Raw genomic sequence first — 18,145 nt, forward strand, 5'->3', positions numbered from 1 at the left:
CGGGCGGGAGCTGCCTGGGCGGGCGGGCGGGAGCTGCCTGGGCGGGCGGGCGGGAGCTGCCTGGGCGGGCGGGCGGGAGCGGCCTGGGCAGGCGGGCCCGAGCGGGGAGCCGTCCGACGGCGGGGCGATGTCCCCGGTCGCCCGTAGGCTGGATCCATGCGCCTGGCCACCTGGAACGTCAACTCCATCCGCACCCGCGTCGCCCGCACCGTCGAGTTCGCCGTGCGCGAGGACATCGACGTGCTGGCCATGCAGGAGATCAAGTGCAAGCCGGAGCAGTTCCCGTACGGCCCGTTCGAGGACGCCGGCTACCACGTCGAGGTGCACGGCCTGAACCAGTGGAACGGCGTCGCGATCGCGAGCCGTGAGCCGATCACCGACGTCCGCCACGCGTTCGACGGCATGCCCGGCTTCGCGAAGGGCCACGAGGGCCCGAACGCGCCGCAGGAGGCGCGCGCGATCGGCGCGATGATCAACGGCGTGCGAGTGTGGAGCCTGTACGTGCCGAACGGCCGGTCGCTCGGCGACCCTCACCTCGCCTACAAGCTGCACTGGCTCGAGGCGCTGCGCACCGCGACCGCGGCCGAGCTCGCCGCGTCGCCCGGCCTGCCGCTCGCCCTCGTCGGCGACTTCAACATCATCCCGTTCGACCACGACAACGGCGATCCCGACATCGTCGTGGGCACGTCCACGCACGTCTCGCCGGAGGAGCGCGCGGCGTTCTTCTCCCTGGAGTCCGCCGGCGTGCACGACGTCGTGCGCCCGATCCTGCCCGAGGGCTACACCTACTGGGATTACCAGCGCCTGAAGTTCCCCCGCAATGAGGGGATCCGGATCGACTTCGTGCTCGGCTCGAAGGCCTTCGGCGATGCCGTGCAGGGTGCCGCGATCCACCGCAACGAGCGCAAGGGCGAGCAGCCCAGCGACCACGTCCCCGTGGTCGTCGACCTGAACCTCGCGGGGACCGCCGAGGACGACGACCTGCCGATGATCTTCGCCTGACCATGACCGACGTCTCGGCCCTCCCTGCGGATCCCTCGGTCCGCGGGTCCGCCGACCCCGGACGCGGGCGCGCCGCCGAGGCGCAGGGCGCGGCGATCCGCCTCATCGCCACCGACCTCGACGGCACGCTGCTCGACGAGACCGGCCACGTGACCGCGCGCACCCGTGCCGCTCTCGACGCCGCCCGGGTCGCCGGGATCGTCGTCGTGCCGGTCACGGCGCGGCAGCCGATCGGGTTGCGCGCGATCTCGGAGGAGGCCGGCTTCGACGGCTGGGCGCTGTGCGGCAACGGCGCGTACGCGATCCACCTGACGACGCAGGAGCGGCTGTTCGCCGAGGAGATCGCGGTGCCGGTGCAGCAGCGGATCGCGCGCGAACTGGCGGAGCGGATCCCGGATCTGCTGTACGCGAGCGTGCGCGAGGCCGGCGAGGTCTTCGTCGCGCAGGAGGGCTACGCCGAGGTCGCGGCGCACGGCGACCACAAGCGCGACCCCGCGACGATGGGCGCCGTCCCGCTCGACGAGGTGCTGGCGGCGCCGAGCCTGAAGCTCGTGATCCGGCACCGGACGATCCCGACGACGGAGGTCTTCGCGACGCTCGGCGAGCTGGATCCGACCGGCTTCGAGGCGACGCTCTCCGGCGCCCCGTTCGTCGAGGTCATGGCCGAGGGCGTCACGAAGGCGACCGGGCTCGCTCAGCTGTGCGGGAGCCTCGGCATCGACTCGTCCGAGGTGCTCGCGTTCGGCGACGCGCTCAACGACGTCGCCATGCTTCGGTGGGCCGGCCGCAGCGTCGCCATGGCGAACGCCGAGCCCGATGCCCTCGCCGCCGCGACCGAGGTCACGCTCTCGAGCGCGGAGGACGGCGTGGCCGCCGTGCTCGAACGACTGCTGGCGGGCTGACCGGGGTCAGTCCGCCAGCAGTCGGCGCGGCCCGGGCTCAGGCCCGGCGGCGGGCGCGGATCAGCGCGGTTCCGAGCAGCAGCATGATCGCGGCCGCGATGACGGCGAACACCGGGATCTCGGAGCCGGTCTCGGCGAGCGTCGCCGCTGCCGAGCCGGTGCCCTGGCTGTTTCCGCCCTGTCCGCCCTGACCCTGGTCGCCCTGCGCGGGGTCGCCGGCTGCGGGCGCCGCGGCGACGGTGAGCGGAATGCTGCCGTCGAGGGTGGAGGAGACGCCGGTGAGCACGATCTGGTGCGTGCCGACCGCGGTGTCCGCGGGGATCGTCACCGTCGCCGAGACGGAACCGTCAGAAGCGGCGGTGACCGTCGCGAGCGTGACCGGCGTGGAGTGCAGGACGATCCCGACCGACTCCCCCTGCACGAAACCGGACCCGGTCACCGTGATCGTGTCGCCGGGGTGGACCGTGCCGGTGGACAGTGCGACGGGCGCGTGCATGCGCGTCATGTCGAAGTCGGCGCCGGTCCTGGGCTCCTCCGCGGTGACCGTGACCGTCGTCGCACCGGCCTCGGTGCTCGAGTGGTCGAAGTACTGCGGCTCCACGACCGGGAACTCATCTCCCTTGGCGACGAGCGTGTAGGTGCCCGCCGGCACGCTCAGATGGTAGGTGCCGTCCTGCCAGGCCCAGGCCATCGCGACGAACTCGCCGTTCGCCCAGGCCTCGACGCGAGCGCGGTGGAAGGGCGCGCCGTCCACCCGGATCGTTCCGGAGATCGAGGCGACGGGTGCCAGCACGGCGTCGATGCCCGTCGTCGTCTCACCGACGACCACGGTGACGGGCGTGCCGGCGTTCCAGGTGGAAGCGCCGTGCCAGTACTGCGTGATGTAGTCTTCCGAGCTCTGGGCGAACGTGACCTTGTAGTCTCCGGGCGCAAGTCCGTCGATCGTGTACGTCCCGTCCGCGCCCGTGACAGCCCACCGGGGCCCTGCCGACACGGTGATGCCGGCGACGGGCAGACTGTCCGACGAGCGGGTGACGGTCCCGCTGATGGATCCGGTCGTGAAGTCCGCATGCGCGGCTCCTGCGCCGGCGAAGATGAGCGCGGCGGCGAGCAGCGCGGTCAGCGCGCTCTTCCATCCGCGGCGTCCGGGCGTGCGTGTGGGCATCGTTGTCCCCCTCGAGTGAATGGCCGCCCCGTCGTCGGGCGTCAGCCGAACCCGGTCCCCCCGGGCACGGATTCACACTAGTACCATAGGTTTCTCCCAGCAAAGTCTGAGGGAGATGTCGTTGCAGTCACGTCCCGGACTCCGAGCACCGGACTCCGGGCACCACGACGTCGGCCGCCCCGCATCGACACCCGTCAGGCGTGAGCGGCCGGGGTCGGCACGGACTCCTCGTCCGGGGAGACGACCGTGACGCGAGCGCTGCCGGCGACTCCGGAGAACGATCCGGTGAGGCCGATCACGTGCTCGCCGGCTTCCGTGTCCGCCGGGATCACGGCCGCGGCCGAGACGATTCCACCCTCCCCCGCCTCGACCGTCGCGAGGGTCAGCGCCTCATCGAGCGTGACCGTGACGCGCTCTCCGCCCGGGAATCCGGATCCCGTGACCTCGACCGCATCCCCGGGCCGGACCGTCGACGACGACAGCACGACGGTGGGCGGGCTCGGATCGAGATCGAAGTCCGCGCGGCACGGCACCCCGGCCACGGTCGCCACCAGCGAGGCCGCGCCCGCGGCCGCCGTGCGGCCGGAGTACGGCGCTGCGACCGCCGGAAGACGCCCGCCCCGGGCGACCAGGCTGTACGTGCCCTCGGGGACGGTCAGGCGATAGCTGCCGTCCTTCCGGGCCCACGCCAGTGCGACCCGTTCGCCGTCCGTCCACGCCTCGACGCAGGCGGTCGGGCAGGGGGCGCCGCCCGCGCGGATCGTCCCGGTGATCGTGGCGGTCGACGCCAGACGGGCGTCCAGCCCGTGCATCGCGCTGCCGGCGGCGACGACGACGGGGATCGCGTTGCCCGCGGCGACCACTCCCGGCCAGTACTCGTTGCAGGTGAGCGGATCGAGCGAGTCGAAGAACACGGTGTACTCGCCGGGGCGCACCTGCAGCAGGTAGGAGCCGTCGTCGCGGATCGCGGCACGGAACGAGCCGCTCGCGCCGCGCGCGGTGACCGATCCGCGCACCGGCGCTCCATCCGCGGCCCGGCGCACGGAGCCGGCGAGGAAGCCGCCCGCCTGGAGCGCGGCGTCGATCCCTGGCACCGTCTCGCCCGCGACGACGCGGACCGGGCTGCCCCTCCATGGCTCGGCCGCCCCGTTCCAGTACTGCCCGATCCAGTCCGAGGACTCGTGGGCGAAGGACACGGTCCAGCCCTCGGCGACGAGGCCCTCGATCGTGTACGAGCCGTCGGCGGCCGTGCGGACGGACGCCGACATCCCCGTGCCCGGAAGAGCCGCACGCACGGCGACGCCCTCGAGGGGGGAACCGTCCGCGGCGCCGGTGACGACCCCGCTGATGGACCCGGTGGTCCAGGAGTGGTCGGCGTGCGATGCCTTCTCCCGGGTCAGGAGCCGGGAGAGCGAAAGCAGGGCACCGGGCGCGCTTCTGCGACCGGCGGACGACGCACGTGCGCTCATCCGCCTCCGTTCATCGGGTCAACGGCCGCGCTCGTCCCTCAAGCCGGCCGGAGCCTGATCGAGCCCAGGCGCACATCAATATATCGCGGCGAGTCGTTGTCGCATACAGAATGAATACCGATATAGGGATCCGTGTAACACACAGGTCCCCGCTCGCCCGCCGCGAGCGCTCAGCCGCCCATGATCCCCGTCGTCGGCTCGCCCGGCAGCGGGGCGTAGCGCAGCAGCAGCGTGCTGCCATCACCGCTCTCAGCGTGCACCAGCTGCATGTTGGCGGGGCGTGCGCCGTCCGGGAACACCTTCTTGCCCTGGCCCAGCACGATCGGGTACACCCACAGCTGCAGCTCGTCGTAGAGCTGCTCGGCGAGCAGGGTCTGCACGAAGCCGACGCTGCCGATCACGTGGACGTCCTGATGCCTCTCGCGCATCCCGGCGATCTCGGCCGCCAGGTCGTCGCCCACCCGCGTGCTGCCCTGCCAGCCGAGCTCGATCCCGGCGTCGCGCGACGCGACGTATTTCGGCACGCGGTTGAAGAGCTGCCCGATGAACCCCTCCGGCCCGGTCGTGTGCTCCGGCCAGTAACCCGCGAAGATGTCGTAGGTGCGCCGGCCGAGCAGCAGCGCGTCGAGGGTCTGCATGCCCTCGGTCACGCTGCGCATGACGGCCTGGCTGGGCAGAGTCGCCTGCCAGCCCCCGAAGCGGAAGCCGTCGGAGGTGTCCTCGTCCGGACCGCCCGGCGCCTGGGCGACGCCGTCCAGAGTGGTGAACAGGTCGATGATGATGCGTCCGGTCATGATGTGAGCTCCTTCACGCGTTATCCGGTCATCGCTGCATTCGAAGCATCTCTCGCGGATCCCGGCGCGTCCAGACCGGCGACCGGATCGATGTGGAACACGCGGGCGAAGACGTCCAGGATCCGCTCCTCCCCCCGCACGACGGCGACGAGATCCTGCGCGATCGCCTCGGCAGGGGTGACCTCGCCGCCGATCAGGCGACGGATGCCGGGGCCGGCGACGAGCACGGCCTCGGCCTCCCCTGCCGGCAGCACCCCTCCCACGGGCGGCGCGGGCGGCGCGAGCTGCGCCACCGCGAGCGCGCCGTCGCGCACGATCGCCCGCAGCGCCACGTCGCCGACGTGCAGCTCGACGTCGAGCCGCTCGGCCGCCTCCGGCCGGAACGCGGTGCGCAGCGCCATGGTGAGCGAGTCGGGCGTGACGACGTCGCCCTCGTCCGGATCGCCCATCGCCTGGAACCCCCAGCGCCCGAGAGCGAGGACGATCGGCTCGAGCGCCCGACCGTACGGGGTCAGCTCGTAGACCAGGCCGCAGCCGAGCAGCGGCACCCGGCGCACCACGCCGCCCTCCTGCAGCTCCTTCAGTCTCGTGGACAGGATGTTCGTCGGGATCCGCGGCAGTCCCTGCTTCAGATCCGTGTACCGGCGCGGCCCGACGAGCAGATCGCGCACGATGAGCAGCGCCCACCGCTCGCCGATCAGCTCGACGGCGGTGGTGACGCCGCAGTACTGGCCGTAGCTGCGCGCGGCCATCTCAGATCCGTCCCCTCGTCCCGGCGCGGCTCAGGACTGCACGCCCGCCTGCTCGGCCATGTACGCCTCCGGGCCGACCTCGGCCGCCCGCGGCTCCATGAACAGGAAGCCGAGCGAGTTGCCGTCCGGGTCGTTCAGGTCGCGCGAGTACATGAAGCCGTAGTCCTGCGCGGGCCGCGGCTCGGCGCCGCCGGCGGCGAGGCCCTTCGCCATGATCGCGTCGACGTCCTCGCGGGAGTCGCGGCTGAACGCGACCGAGACCTGCAGCGTCCGGGTCGGATCCGCGATCGGCAGGTCGGTGAAGGTCGAGAAGAACTCGCGCGTGATCACCATGAAGTAGACGTTCTCGTCCCACACGACGCACGCGCCGTTGTCGTCCGTGAACTGGGGATTGAGCTCGCATCCGAGCGCCGTGTAGAAGGCCTTGGCACGGTCGAGGTCGGTGGTGGGCAGGTTGACGAACACGTTGGTCACGATGACTCCTCTGTCGGTGGGCCCTGTGCTCGGGTCCGTTGGGTCAAGCTTGTAAAAAGCAAGCTTGCTTGTCAATAGCAAGTTTGCCCGCGGGATCCGTTGTTGGGGAGATGGAAATCGCTGCGCGGGATCGGCTGGGAGCGGCGGAATCCACCTCTGAGGATCCGGAGCCCGCGCTGGGGATGGAAAACGTCGCTCCCGCCGCGCCCGGAGCGGCGGAATCCATCCGCGAGTCGTCGGAGCGACGGTTTCCAACTCCCGCGACTGGCCGTCGCGAGGAAGCGCACCGGGCCGGATCCGCTGCGCGGGGACCGGCCACCGGTCCGGATCCGCCCTGCGGGGGATGCCGCCCCGGATCCGCCCGTCCTACGGTGGAGGAATGCCGTTCACCCGCACGCCGACTCCGCGCGACCTGCGCCAGGACCTGATCCTCGCCGCCGTCCTGCTCGTGGGCGGGGTGCTCAGCGCGGGGCTGTCGTCGATCGCGAAGGTCTACGGCTCGCAGCAGGCGGCGCTGTGGACGGCGATCCCCTACGTGCTGGTCATCACCGCGGCGCTCTCGCTGCGCCGGCGCCGGCCGGCCGCGGTCGCCGTGGTGGTCTCGCTCGCGTTCGTGGTCGCCACGGCCGTGCGCGTCCCGGAGATCTACGTCGGCAACATCGCGATGTTCATCGCGCTGTACACGGTCGGTGCGTGGATGAACTCGCGCCGCGGCGCCTTCCTCGTGCGCGCGGGCATCATCGTCGTGATGGCGGTGTGGCTCGTCGTCGAGATGTACCGGCAGGCGATCGAGCAGGCCGCGAAGGCCGACGTCGCCGCGGGCTTCTTCTCGCCGCTCGTCGCGTTCATGATGCTGCAGGTCATGCTGAACGTGCTGTACTTCGGCGGCGCCTACTACTTCGGCGAGCGCAGCTGGAGCGCGGCCGCGCAGCGCGCCGCCCTCGAGCAGCGCACCGCCGAGCTCGAGCGCGAACGCGCGCTCAGCGCCGCGCAGGCGGTCGCCCTCGACCGGGTCAGGATCGCCCGCGAGCTGCACGACGTCGTCGCGCACCACGTGTCGGTCATGGGCGTGCAGGCCGGGGCCGCGCGGATGATGATCCCGGAGGATCCGCAGGCGGCGGCGGATCTCGTCGGCGGGATCGAGACGGCCGCGCGCGACGCGATCCGCGACTTCCGCCAGCTGCTGGACACGCTGCGGGCACCCGGCGACGCCGAAGACGGCGCGTCCACGGTCGGGATGGACGACATCCCCGCGCTCGTCGAGGCCTCCACGGCCGCGGGCCTGCCCGCGCGACTGCAGGTCTTCGGCGATCCGATCCCGGTGCCCCGGGTGACCGCGGTGAACCTGTACCGGATCGCGCAGGAGGCGCTCACCAACGCCCGCCGGCACGCCGGGCCGGACGCCGAGGCGGACGTGCGGATCCGCTACGAGCGGAGCGCTCAGGGCACGGTCGTCGAGCTCGAGGTCGTGAACACGGGCCGGGTCGTGCCGACGCTGCGGCCCGGGCTCGGCCAGCTCGGCATGCGCGAGCGCGCGGCAGCGTCGGGCGGCACGATCGAGCTCGTGCCGCGGCCGACCGGAGGCTTCCGGGTGCGCGCGACGGTGCCGCTCGACGCCGCGGGTCCTGCCCTCGCCGGCCCCGACCACGCCGCGGCAGCGCCCGCCCCGACCGCCGGAGCCCCCGCATGACCGATCCGATCCGCGTGCTGCTCGTCGACGACCACGCCATGCTGCGCGCCGGGTTCCGCACGATCCTCGACCTGCAGCCGGACATCACGGTGATCGGCGAGGCCGGGACCGGATCCGAGGCGGTCGAGCTCGCCGCGACGCTGCAGCCCGACGTCATCACCATGGACGTGCAGATGCCGGACATGGACGGCCTCGAGGCGACGCGGCGGATCGGCGCGGACCCGCGGATCACGGCCTCGGTCGCGATCGTCACGACCTTCGACAGGGACGACTACCTCTTCGCCGCCCTGGACGCCGGGGCGAGCGGCTTCCTGCTGAAGAACGCCGGGCCGGAGGAGCTCGTCGCGGCCGTGCGCGCCCTCGCCGCGGGCGACGGCATGCTGGCACCCGAGGTGACCCGGCGGGTGCTGCGGCGGTTCGCGGATCCGGCGGGATCGGCCCCGTCGACGGTGTCGGGCCCTTCGACGGGCTCAGGGGCCGATCCGGGCCGAGCTCCTGCGACCGCCCTGCCGACCGCGGGCCCGTCCGAGCCGCTCACCGAACGCGAGTCCGAGGTGCTGCGGCTCGTCGCCGAGGCCTGGAGCAACGCCGAGATCGCGGCCGAGCTGTACATCGGCGAGGCGACCGTGAAGACGCACGTGTCGCGGATCCTGCAGAAGCTCGGCGCCCGCGACCGCGTGCAGGCCGTCGTGCTCGCGCACCGGCTCGGCCTGCACTGAGCCGCGGCGGCGAACACGTCCGCCCCCGACGCCCCGCTAGCCTCTGTCCATGGCCGAAACCGCGCGAGGGACCGCCCGCCTGTCCCGCCCGATCCTGGCCGGGCTGGTCACCGCGCTCGTCGGCTTCACGAGCTCGTTCGCGGTCGTGCTCACCGGGCTCGGCGCGGTCGGCGCCTCGCACGCCCAGGCCGCGAGCGGTCTGCTCGCGCTGAGCCTCACGATGGGCGTCGCGTGCATCGTGCTGGCCTGGCGGTACCGGATGCCGATCACGTCGGCGTGGTCCACACCCGGCGCCGCCCTGCTCGCGGCGTCCGGCGCCGTGGAAGGCGGCTGGCCCGCGGCCGTGGGCGCGTTCCTCGTCGTCGCCGCACTCATCCTGCTCACCGCGCTCGTGCCGCGGATCGGATCCCTGATCGCCGCGATCCCGCCGTCGATCGCGCAGGCGATGCTCGCCGGCGTGCTGCTGCCGCTCTGCCTCGCCCCGGTGACCGGGATCCTGAAGAACCCGTGGGGCGTGATCCCGGTCGTGCTGACCTGGCTCGTGTGCGCGCGGATCGCCCCGCGCTGGGCGGTGCCGCTCGCGTTCGTCACGGCCACGGTCGTCATTGTCGTCGGCATCGCGACGGGCGGCCCGTCGACGGGCTCGAGGCTGGATCCTGCCGCACTGCTGCCGCACCTCGGATTCACGCTGCCGACGTTCACGGTCGGCGCGCTCGTCGGGATCGCGCTACCGCTGTTCATCGTGACGATGGCGTCGCAGAACGTGCCCGGCGTCGCGGTCATGCGCAGCTTCGGCTACGCCGTGCCGTGGCGGCCGGCCATGCTCGTGACCGGCCTCGGCACCGCGCTCGGCGCCCCCGCGGGCGGCCATGCGATCAACCTCGCCGCGATCAGCGCCGCCCTCGCCGCCTCTCCCGACGCGGAACCGGATCCCGCACGCCGCTGGATCGCGGGCGTCTCGACGGGGGTGTCGTACGTCGTCCTGGGCGTCTTCTCGGCGGTCTTCGCCGCGCTCGTCGTGCTCGCCCCGGCCGCGGTGATCCCGGCGGTCGCGGGCCTCGCGCTGTTCGGCGCGTTCGGATCGGCGGTGCAGCAGGCGATCGACGACCCCGGCGAGCGCACGCCCGCCGTCGTGACGTTCCTCGTCGCCGGATCCGGCGTCGCGTTCTGGGGTGTGAGCGCCGCGTTCTGGGCGCTGCTGGCCGGCCTGCTCGTGCGTGCCGTGCTGCACGCCGGCCGCCGCTGACGGCCCCACTCCCGCCCCCTGCCCTATCCCGCTCCCGTCCCTGCCCTATCCCGCTCCCGTCGCTGCCCTATCTCGCTCCCGTCGCGAAATCTGTCGCCATTCCGTCCGGAAAGCGACAGAGTTCGCGACGGGAAGGAACGATGAGCGTCCCGGAGCACGACGATGCCCCCGGATCCGAGGATCCAGGGGCATCGGGGAAGCGCGTCAGCGCGGGAGACGGCTGATCACACCAGGACGTGCGCGCGAGCGGCCTCGACGCGGGTGACCATCGTGTCGAACGCGGCGAGGAAGCCGGCGAGGAAATCCGCGGTGCCCTCGACCGTCACGGTGCCGTCCTCGGCGATGAGCTCGGGGGTGACCTGCAGGAAGCCCTCCGGCTGGCCCATGGTCACGGCGTTGAAGTGGCCGAGGATCGCACGCAGGTGCTGCTGCGCGGCGGCGGTGCCGATCGCGCCGACCGAGGCGCCGATGACGGCGGTGGGCTTGCCGTCGAAGGAGTTCTGGCCCCACGGGCGGGCCGACCAGTCGAGGGCGTTCTTCAGGACGCCCGGGATCGAGCGGCTGTACTCGGGGGTGATGATGAGCACGCCGTCGACGTCGGCGAGGGCCTGCTTGAACGCGAGCGCCGAGGCCGGGTAGGCGGCGTCGTGGTCGGGCGAGTAGAACGGCAGGTCGGCGATGGAGATCTCGACGAGCTCAACGCCCTCCGGGGCGAGCTTGGTGAGGGCCGAGGCGAGGCGACGGTTGATCGAGGTGCTCGAGAGGCTGCCGACGATGTAGCCGATCTTGTGAGTCACGGGGAATTCCTTCTGCTGTTGCTCATCCGGCCGCGCCGGTGCGACGTCGTGCCGCTGGAGAGGGCCAACGGGGGCCTTCCGCGATCTATTCCGTTGAATGAAGATTTGTTACGGCAGGATCGGGATCCGCGCGGGTCACCGCCGCGTCGCGTCCGGCTGCGTCGCGTCCGGGTGCGGCGCGTCCACCGCCGGCGCCGTCCGCCGATCCGCCCGCGCCCAGACGATGAAGCCCGCGATCGTGAAGCCGCCGTAGAACAGGTACATGGTGCCGGTGGCGTAGTAGCCCGCGCTGAACAGCAGCGGCACCCCGACCGTGTCGACGGCGACCCAGATCAGCCAGAACTCGGTCCAGCCCTTCGCCATGCCGTACGTCGCGAGGAGGGAACCGACGAAGGTCCACGCATCCGCCCACACCGGGGCGTAGGAGCCGAGCACCGTGAACAGCGGCGTCAGCGCCGCCGTGCCGCCCAGGAGCACGCCGATCAGCACGAACCGGGTCGGCCAGGTCGCCCACCGCGGGGTGACGGCGATGCCGGCGGCGTCCCTGTCGCGGCTCCACCGCGCCCAGCCGTAGACCGACACGGTGATGAACATGACCTGACGCCCGGCCTGGCCGAGCAGCTCCGGTGCCGAGCTGTGCGGATTCACGATGCTCGCGAGGAACACGGTCAGCAGCAGCAGGTTGCCGATGATCCCGGCCGGCCATGCCCACACGCGCCGACGCAGGCCGCCGAGCGCGCTGGCCAGCCCGAAGACGTTGCCGACGACCTCGCGGACCAGCAGCGTCTGCCCGCCCGGCAGCACGATGGTCGCGCCGAAGGCGTCGATGAGCCACCGCAGGACATCCATGGTTCTCCTCTCGGCCCCCCGGCGGCGATGCAGATCATGCTATTGCGCCCGACGACGTACCCGACCCCGGTGACGGATCCGCCGCGCGGGGGATGCCCGCCCGCGCGGCCGTCAATAGCGTGGGGTCATGACCACAGGGCATCTCGACCTCTCCGGCGTCACCAAGAGCTACGGCTCGCGGCGCGTGCTCGACGACATCTCCTTCCAGGTCGCGCCCGGCCGGCTCACCGGCTTCGTCGGCGGCAACGGCGCCGGCAAGACCACGACCATGCGGATCGTGCTGGGCGTGCTCGCCTCCGACGGCGGATCCGTCCGGCTGGACGGCCGCGAGGTCACCGACGCCGACCGCCGGCACTTCGGCTACATGCCGGAGGAGCGCGGGCTGTACCCGAAGATGAAGGTCCTCGAGCAGGTGACCTACCTCGCCCGGCTGCACGGCTTCGCCAAGGCCGACGCGACCGCCCGCGGTGAGGAGCTGCTCGTCGAACTGGGCCTCGGCGAGCGCCTGCACGACACGATCCAGTCGCTGTCGCTCGGCAACCAGCAGCGCGCGCAGATCGCCGCCGCCCTCGTGCACGACCCGGAGGTGCTGATCCTCGACGAGCCGTTCTCCGGCCTCGATCCGCTCGCGGTCGACGTCGTCGCCGGGGTGCTGCAGTCGCGCGCCGCGCAGGGCTGCTCGATCCTGTTCTCCTCGCACCAGCTCGACGTCGTGGAGCGCCTCTGCGACGACCTCGTCATCATCGCGGCCGGCACGATCCGGGCGGCGGGATCCCGCGAGGAGCTGCGCGCGAGGCACTCCTCGCCGCGCTACGAGCTGGTCTCCGACGGGGATGCGGGCTGGATCCGCTCCGAGCCCGGCATCGCGGTCGTCGATTTCGAGGGCGGCACCGCCGTCTTCGACGCGCCCTCCCCGGAGGACGCGCAGCGGGTCCTGCGCACCGCGATCGGGCACGGCGAGGTCCACTCGTTCGCCCCGCAGCGCCCCTCTCTCGCCCAGATCTTCAAGGAGGTCATCCTGTGAGCACCACGACCCCCGTCGGCTCGCTCTCCGCCAGCGGCGGCATCTGGCTCGTCGCCGAACGCGAGATCGGATCCAAGCTGCGAAGCAAGGCGTTCCTCATCTCCACCGGGATCCTGCTGCTGATCGCCCTCGCCGGCGTGCTCATCGGCGGATTCATGAGCAAGAACGTGTCCGAGACGAAGGTCGCCGTGACCAGCGAGACCGCCCAGGCCGTGCACGGGCTGCCGGGGCTGGCCGTCACCGAGGCCGCAGACCCGACCGCGGCCGAGAAGCTCGTGCGCGACGGGAAGGTCGACGCTGCGCTGATCCCGTCGGCGGATCCCGCGTTCGGCTACACGATCGTGGCCCTGACCAGCGCCCCGAGCAGCCTCCAGATGCTGTTCGCGAAGACGCCGAAGGTGACGATCCTCGAGCCGGAGGCGACGAACGGGCTGCTGCGCTACTTCGTCGCGCTCGGGTTCGGCGTCGTCTTCCTGATGGCCGCGTCGACGTTCGGTGCGACGATGGCGCAGAGCGTCGTCGAGGAGAAGTCCACCCGGGTGGTCGAGCTGCTGCTGGCGGCGATCCCCGCGCGCGTGCTCCTGGCGGGCAAGGTCATCGGCAACACCGTGCTGGCGATGGCGCAGATCCTGCTGCTCGGGGCGATCGCGGTGGTCGGGCTGATCGTGACCGGGCAGAACGCGGTGCTGGAGGGGCTCGGCTCCCCGCTGATCTGGTTCGCGGTGTTCTTCCTGTTCGGCTTCGTGCTGCTGGCATCGCTGTTCGCCGCGGCCGCGTCGCTGGTGTCGCGGCAGGAGGACATCGGATCCACGACCATGCCGATCACGATGCTGGTGATCGCGCCGTACTTCCTGGTGATCCTGCTCAACGGCAACCCGGTCGCGATGACCATCCTGTCGTACGTGCCGTTCTCGGCGCCGGTGGCGATGCCCGTGCGGCTGTTCGTCGGCGATGCGCAGTGGTGGGAGCCGCTGCTCTCGCTCATCGTCCTGCTCGCCACGTGCGTCGCGGCGATCCTCGTCGCGGCGAAGATCTACGAGCGCTCGCTGCTGCGGATGGGCGCGCGTGTGACGCTGCGCGAGGCGCTGCGCGGCTGAGGCTCCGACCGGGTCCGGGATCCGGGATCGCCGGCTCCGGGAATATTCATACGCATGAAGTGTTGAATCGTCCTGTGCGGACGACGAGGTCCGGAACCATCTGAACCGAAAGGCCTCGCCATGAGCACCGCAATCCTGGACCGTACCGCCGACACCGACCACCCCGTCATGGAGGTGCTCGCCGACCGGTGGAGCCCCCGCGCCTTCGACACCGAGCTGCCGATCGACGAGCAGAAGCTCGCCTCGGCCCTCGAGGCCGCCCGCTGGGCGCCGTCCGCGAACAACTCGCAGCCGTGGCGCTTCCTCGTCGCGCGCCGCGGCACCGCCCTGCACAACGGCATCCAGGCCGCGCTGATGGGCTTCAACCAGACCTGGGCCCCGCACGCCGCCGCGCTCATCGTGGCGATCGCCGAGACCGAGACCGAGGACGGCCAGCCCGTTCCGTTCGCCGCCTACGACCTCGGCCAGGCCGTGGCGCACCTCAGCGTGCAGGCCCACCACGACGGTCTCGTCGTGCACCAGATGGGCGGCTTCGACCGCGAGGCCGTCCGCGCCCTGAGCGGGCTCGATGAGCGCTTCGTGCCGCTGACGGTCGTCGCGCTCGGCGAGCTCGGCGACCTCGCCGCCCTGCCTGAGGCCCTGCAGGAGCGCGAGACCGCTCCCCGCACCCGCCGCCCGCTCGTCGAGAGCGTGGTCGCGGCCGCCTGATCGGCCGACGCGAAGCAGCAACCCGATCGGAACGCCCTCCCCCGCCTGCGGGGAGGGCGTTCCGCGTTCACCGCCTCGGGTTCAGCGCATCCGGTGGCGGGCCGCGGCGAGCGCGTCGGCAGCGCGGATCAGCGCCAGGTGCGAGAACGCCTGCGGGGTGTTGCCGACCTGGCGGCGACCGACCGGGTCGTACTCCTCGCTCAACAGCCCGACATCGTTGCGGTACGCGCACAGCCGCGTCATGAGCCGGCGCGCGTCGTCCGTGCGGCCGGTCGCGGCGTACTGCTCCACGAGCCAGAACGAGCAGGCGAGGAACGGATGCTCCGCCCCGGAGAGCCCGTCCACCCCGCTCGAGGTGCGGTAGCGCAGGACGAGCCCGTCGCGCATCAGCGTCTGCTCGATCCGCTCGACGGTCACGAGCATGCGCTCATCGTCCGGCGCGCAGAACCCGGTCCGCGGGATGAGCAGCAGCGCCGCGTCCACCTCGTCCGTGTCGTCGTGCTGGACGAACCCGCCGTCGCGCACGCCGCGCGCGTCGATCTCGGCGCGCAGCCCGTCCCGCACCGTGCGCCACTGCTTCGCCGGTCCCGGCCGGCCGTCCCGCTCGACGCCCGTGATCCCGCGGTCGAACGCGGCCCACAGCATCACCCGGGAGTGCGTGAAGAACCGCGGATCCCCGCGGATCTCCCACATGCCGTTGTCCGGACGGTCCAACTGCGACTCGGCGTGGCGCAGCAGCACGCGCTGCACGGACCAGGATCGGGTCGACTCGGCAAGGCCCGCCCGTCGTGCGGCGGCGAGCGTGACCATGACCTCGCCGACCACGTCGGCCTGGTACTGCCCCTCCGCGCCGTTCCCGACCCGCACCGGGGCGGATCCCGCATAGCCGGGCAGCGACGGCATCTCCCGCTCCCGGAGATCGCGCTCTCCCGCCATCCCGTACATGATCTGCAGATCGGCCGGATCCCCCGCGACGGCGCGCAGCAGCCAGTCCCGCCAGGCGACGGCCTCGTCGACGAGGCCGTGGTCGATGAGCGCCTCGAGCGCCAGGGCGGCGTCGCGCAGCCACACGTAGCGGTAGTCCCAGTTGCGCTCCCCGCCGAAGTCCTCCGGCAGCGACGTGGTCGCCGCGGCGGCGATCCCGCCCGTGTCGCGGTTGGTCAGGGCGCGCAGGATGAGCCGCGAGCGGCGCACCGCGTCGGCGTCCGGTCCGCGATCCCGGATCCGCGCCGACCAGCGCTGCCACCAGTCCCGGGTCTCGCGCTCGGCGGCGTCGACGTCGAGCCGCGCCGGCTCCGGCCGGTACGACGGATGCCAGGTCAGGGTGAGGTCGACGCGCTCCCCCGCGGACACCGTGACCGTGCCGGCGTGACTGCGCCCGTCCGGGTGCAGGGCGGCGCCGCGGATCACGACCGCATCCGGCCCGGCGGTCGCGGTGAGCGCCGGCTCCTCCGCGGTGCCGGTCTGGCGCACCCAGGGCACCGCCCGGGCGTAGTCGAAGCGCAGCCGCAGCTCCTGCACGAAGGCGACCGTGCCCTCGATTCCGATGATCCGCCGGATCACGTCCGTCCGGTTCTCGCCGGCGGACGCGGCATCCGCGCCGTCGGCTCCGATCGGCATCCACTCGCGCACGTCGGCGGTCCCGTCCGCCGTCTGCCACCGGCTGACCAGCGTGAAGGTGTCGCCGTCGTAGCGGCGGGTGAGGGTGGCGGAGGGATCCGCCGGCCGCAGATCCCAATGCCCCTGCTCCTTGCCGCCGAGCAGGGCCCCGAACAGCGACGCCGCGTCCAGGCGGGGCGCGCAGAGCCAGTCGATGCCGCCGGCGCGGGACACGAGCGCCGCCGTCCTCGCGTCGCTGAGCAGGGCGTAGTCCTCGATGGGTGTGCTCATGAGCGCAGTCTGCCACCGGGCGCGGCGGTCTCGGCCACGCGCGGTCCTCTTCCGCGAGAAACCAGATCCAGCATGAGGCACCACGTCTGCGATGCTGTCTCATGCGGGAAGTGGTTTCTCGCGCCAAAGGGCCCGGCCTATCGTGGGGGCATGACGACCCCGACGACGCTGCTCATCCTCGGCGCTTCCGGCGACCTCACCTCCCGCCTGCTCCTGCCCGCGATCGCCCAGCTGCTGCAGCGGCAGCCGGATCGCGAACTCGTGCTCCGCGGGGCCGGATCCGACGACTGGTCCGACGAGCGCTGGCAGGAGGCGGTCCGCACCGCCTTCGCCGCGGAGGACGCCGGGGATCAGCAGGAGCGGATCGCGGGCACGACCTACGTGCAGGCCGACGTCACCGATCCGGATGCGATCGCCGCGCTCGTGGAGGGCATCGAGGGTGCGCTCGTGATCTACTTCGCCCTGCCGCCGGCGATCGCGCTCGCGGCGTGCGAGAAGCTCGTCGACATCCCGCTCCCGGAGCACACGGTGCTCGCCCTGGAGAAGCCGTTCGGCGGCGACGAGCAGAGCGCCGCCGAGCTGAACCGGCTGCTGCTGCGGATCGTCCCGGAGAACCGGATCTTCCGCGTCGACCACTTCCTCGGCCGGTCCACGATCCTGAACATCATGGGGGTCCGGTTCGCGAACCGTCTCGTCGAGCCGGTGTGGTCGGCCGACCAGGTGCAGTCGGTGCTCGTGCGGTACGACGAATCGCTCGCCCTGGAGAACCGCGCCCGGTACTACGACAAGGCCGGGGCGATGATCGACATGATCCAGAGCCACCTGCTGCAGGTGCTCGCGATCCTCGCGATGGAGCAGCCGGCGGATCTGGACGAGGTGGACCTGCGCGACGCGATGGCCGCCGCGCTGCGCGCCACCCGGATCCAGGGCGACGACCCGATCGCGTCCACCCGGCGCGCCCGGTACACCGCGGGCAGGAGCGGCGACCGGCCGGTGCCCGCGTACACGGACGAGGAGGGGGTGGATCCGTCCCGGGAGACCGAGACCCTCGCCGAGATCACCTGCGAGGTGAACACGGCCCGCTGGGCGGGCGTGCCGTTCACCCTGCGCAGCGGCAAGGCGCTCGCCGAACGCCGCGCGGAGATCGTCGTCACGTTCCGTCCCGTGCGGCACCTCCCCGAGGGCCTGACCGGGACGCCGACCGACGGCGGGGTGCTGCGGTTCACGCTGGGACCTGACCGGATCGACCTCGAGCTCAACGTGAACGGCGGCGACGATCCGTTCGCCCTCCGCCGCGACGTGCTGTCGACGCCCCTCGGCGAGGGCACCCTGCTGGCGTACACCGAGGTGCTCAGCGAGATCCTGGACGGCGACGTCGCCCTGTCCGTCCGCGCGGACGCCGCCGAGCAGTGCTGGCGGATCATCCAGCCGGTCCGCGACGCCTGGCGCAGCGGCGCGGTCCCGCTGCAGGAGTACCCCGCCGGATCCCTCGGGCCGGAGGACTGGACGACCTCGCACTGAGATCCGGCCGCCCTCTTCCCCCTTCCTCCCGTCGCTCCCTCCCCGG

17 protein-coding genes are annotated in these 18,145 nt (G+C 72.3%); 9 read left to right on the plus strand and 8 right to left on the minus strand.

Annotated features, from left to right (window positions below; translation table 11 throughout):
* Nucleotides 1-156 precede the first annotated feature (156 nt).
* Entirely contained in the window at nt 157-1,002 is an 846-nt protein-coding gene (locus RBR11_RS05815; protein ID WP_308488373.1) for an exodeoxyribonuclease III, read from the plus strand.
* A gap of 2 nt (nt 1,003-1,004) precedes the next feature.
* Nucleotides 1,005-1,904: a Cof-type HAD-IIB family hydrolase gene (locus tag RBR11_RS05820; RefSeq protein ID WP_308488374.1), complete on the plus strand. Its 900-nt coding sequence runs from the start codon at nt 1,005-1,007 to the stop codon at nt 1,902-1,904.
* 37 nt (nt 1,905-1,941) lie between these two features.
* Here RBR11_RS05820 and RBR11_RS05825 read toward each other — a convergent pair whose 3' ends face one another.
* The 5 genes from RBR11_RS05825 to RBR11_RS05845 form a co-directional block, all read right to left on the minus strand.
* Nucleotides 1,942-3,069, minus strand: coding sequence for a carboxypeptidase regulatory-like domain-containing protein (locus RBR11_RS05825; RefSeq protein ID WP_308488375.1), 1,128 nt, complete (start codon nt 3,067-3,069; stop codon nt 1,942-1,944).
* A gap of 194 nt (nt 3,070-3,263) precedes the next feature.
* On the minus strand, nt 3,264-4,538 hold the full coding sequence (locus tag RBR11_RS05830; protein WP_308488376.1) for a carboxypeptidase-like regulatory domain-containing protein: 1,275 nt from the start codon (nt 4,536-4,538) through the stop codon (nt 3,264-3,266).
* Between the two features lie 170 nt (nt 4,539-4,708).
* A complete protein-coding gene (locus RBR11_RS05835; protein ID WP_308488377.1) occupies nt 4,709-5,332 on the minus strand; it encodes a dihydrofolate reductase family protein in 624 nt (207 codons plus the stop codon).
* 20 nt (nt 5,333-5,352) lie between these two features.
* Nucleotides 5,353-6,084: a winged helix-turn-helix transcriptional regulator gene (locus RBR11_RS05840; protein ID WP_308488378.1), complete on the minus strand. Its 732-nt coding sequence runs from the start codon at nt 6,082-6,084 to the stop codon at nt 5,353-5,355.
* 30 nt (nt 6,085-6,114) lie between these two features.
* Complete coding sequence (locus tag RBR11_RS05845) at nt 6,115-6,558, minus strand: VOC family protein (protein WP_308488379.1); 444 nt, start codon at nt 6,556-6,558, stop codon at nt 6,115-6,117.
* Between the two features lie 379 nt (nt 6,559-6,937).
* Between RBR11_RS05845 and RBR11_RS05850 the strand changes: the two genes are divergently transcribed.
* Genes RBR11_RS05850 through RBR11_RS05860 form a run of 3 tightly spaced genes read left to right on the plus strand, consistent with a single transcriptional unit; the run spans nt 6,938 to nt 10,213 of the window.
* Nucleotides 6,938-8,248 carry a sensor histidine kinase gene (locus RBR11_RS05850; protein ID WP_308488380.1) on the plus strand — a complete coding sequence of 437 codons (1,311 nt, stop codon included), beginning with the start codon at nt 6,938-6,940 and terminating at the stop codon, nt 8,246-8,248.
* Nucleotides 8,245-8,967 (plus strand): response regulator, encoded by a 723-nt coding sequence (locus RBR11_RS05855; protein WP_308488381.1) that lies wholly within the window; start codon nt 8,245-8,247, stop codon nt 8,965-8,967. The genes RBR11_RS05850 and RBR11_RS05855 overlap by 4 nt, the downstream gene beginning before the upstream one ends.
* Before the next feature lie 49 nt (nt 8,968-9,016).
* The gene (locus RBR11_RS05860) at nt 9,017-10,213 is read left to right on the plus strand and encodes a benzoate/H(+) symporter BenE family transporter (protein ID WP_308488382.1); all 1,197 of its coding nucleotides are present in this window, start codon (nt 9,017-9,019) and stop codon (nt 10,211-10,213) included.
* A gap of 224 nt (nt 10,214-10,437) precedes the next feature.
* Here RBR11_RS05860 and RBR11_RS05865 read toward each other — a convergent pair whose 3' ends face one another.
* Both RBR11_RS05865 and pnuC read right to left on the minus strand, forming a co-directional pair.
* The gene (locus RBR11_RS05865) at nt 10,438-11,010 is read right to left on the minus strand and encodes an NADPH-dependent FMN reductase (protein WP_308488383.1); all 573 of its coding nucleotides are present in this window, start codon (nt 11,008-11,010) and stop codon (nt 10,438-10,440) included.
* Between the two features lie 135 nt (nt 11,011-11,145).
* The gene (gene pnuC, locus RBR11_RS05870) at nt 11,146-11,859 is read right to left on the minus strand and encodes a nicotinamide riboside transporter PnuC (protein WP_308488384.1); all 714 of its coding nucleotides are present in this window, start codon (nt 11,857-11,859) and stop codon (nt 11,146-11,148) included.
* Between the two features lie 127 nt (nt 11,860-11,986).
* On the opposite strand from pnuC, the gene RBR11_RS05875 reads away from it, so the two are divergent.
* The 3 genes from RBR11_RS05875 (at nt 11,987) to RBR11_RS05885 (ending at nt 14,688) form a co-directional block, all read left to right on the plus strand.
* Nucleotides 11,987-12,883, plus strand: coding sequence for an ABC transporter ATP-binding protein (locus RBR11_RS05875; protein WP_308488385.1), 897 nt, complete (start codon nt 11,987-11,989; stop codon nt 12,881-12,883).
* The gene (locus RBR11_RS05880) at nt 12,880-13,980 is read left to right on the plus strand and encodes an ABC transporter permease (protein WP_308488386.1); all 1,101 of its coding nucleotides are present in this window, start codon (nt 12,880-12,882) and stop codon (nt 13,978-13,980) included. Before RBR11_RS05875 ends, RBR11_RS05880 begins: the two co-directional genes overlap by 4 nt.
* Before the next feature lie 120 nt (nt 13,981-14,100).
* Nucleotides 14,101-14,688, plus strand: coding sequence for a nitroreductase family protein (locus RBR11_RS05885; RefSeq protein ID WP_308488387.1), 588 nt, complete (start codon nt 14,101-14,103; stop codon nt 14,686-14,688).
* An 81-nt stretch (nt 14,689-14,769) separates the two neighbouring features.
* On the opposite strand, the gene RBR11_RS05890 is transcribed toward RBR11_RS05885, so the two are convergent.
* Nucleotides 14,770-16,662 (minus strand): glycoside hydrolase family 15 protein, encoded by a 1,893-nt coding sequence (locus RBR11_RS05890; protein WP_308488388.1) that lies wholly within the window; start codon nt 16,660-16,662, stop codon nt 14,770-14,772.
* 66 nt (nt 16,663-16,728) lie between these two features.
* Here RBR11_RS05890 and RBR11_RS05895 point away from each other — a divergent pair, with 66 nt between their 5' ends.
* The gene (locus RBR11_RS05895; protein ID WP_308488389.1) at nt 16,729-18,099 is read left to right on the plus strand and encodes a glucose-6-phosphate dehydrogenase; all 1,371 of its coding nucleotides are present in this window, start codon (nt 16,729-16,731) and stop codon (nt 18,097-18,099) included.
* Nucleotides 18,100-18,145: the final 46 nt, after the last annotated feature.

The sequence above is a fragment of the Microbacterium capsulatum genome (assembly GCF_030865425.1).
GTDB lineage: Bacteria > Actinomycetota > Actinomycetes > Actinomycetales > Microbacteriaceae > Microbacterium > Microbacterium capsulatum.

Excerpts from the sequence above, each read along its gene's own strand:
- RBR11_RS05840 (WP_308488378.1), bottom strand. The coding sequence starts at position 6,084 with ATGGCCGCGCGCAGCTACGGCCAGTACTGCGGCGTCACCACCGCCGTC.
- RBR11_RS05885 (WP_308488387.1), top strand. The coding sequence starts at position 14,101 with ATGAGCACCGCAATCCTGGACCGTACCGCCGACACCGACCACCCCGTC.
- RBR11_RS05830 (WP_308488376.1), bottom strand. The coding sequence starts at position 4,538 with ATGAGCGCACGTGCGTCGTCCGCCGGTCGCAGAAGCGCGCCCGGTGCC.
- RBR11_RS05895 (WP_308488389.1), top strand. The coding sequence starts at position 16,729 with ATGACGACCCCGACGACGCTGCTCATCCTCGGCGCTTCCGGCGACCTC.
- RBR11_RS05855 (WP_308488381.1), top strand. The coding sequence starts at position 8,245 with ATGACCGATCCGATCCGCGTGCTGCTCGTCGACGACCACGCCATGCTG.
- RBR11_RS05850 (WP_308488380.1), top strand. The coding sequence starts at position 6,938 with ATGCCGTTCACCCGCACGCCGACTCCGCGCGACCTGCGCCAGGACCTG.
- RBR11_RS05875 (WP_308488385.1), top strand. The coding sequence starts at position 11,987 with ATGACCACAGGGCATCTCGACCTCTCCGGCGTCACCAAGAGCTACGGC.
- pnuC (WP_308488384.1), bottom strand. The coding sequence starts at position 11,859 with ATGGATGTCCTGCGGTGGCTCATCGACGCCTTCGGCGCGACCATCGTG.
- RBR11_RS05835 (WP_308488377.1), bottom strand. The coding sequence starts at position 5,332 with ATGACCGGACGCATCATCATCGACCTGTTCACCACTCTGGACGGCGTC.
- RBR11_RS05825 (WP_308488375.1), bottom strand. The coding sequence starts at position 3,069 with ATGCCCACACGCACGCCCGGACGCCGCGGATGGAAGAGCGCGCTGACC.
- RBR11_RS05820 (WP_308488374.1), top strand. The coding sequence starts at position 1,005 with ATGACCGACGTCTCGGCCCTCCCTGCGGATCCCTCGGTCCGCGGGTCC.
- RBR11_RS05860 (WP_308488382.1), top strand. The coding sequence starts at position 9,017 with ATGGCCGAAACCGCGCGAGGGACCGCCCGCCTGTCCCGCCCGATCCTG.
- RBR11_RS05815 (WP_308488373.1), top strand. The coding sequence starts at position 157 with ATGCGCCTGGCCACCTGGAACGTCAACTCCATCCGCACCCGCGTCGCC.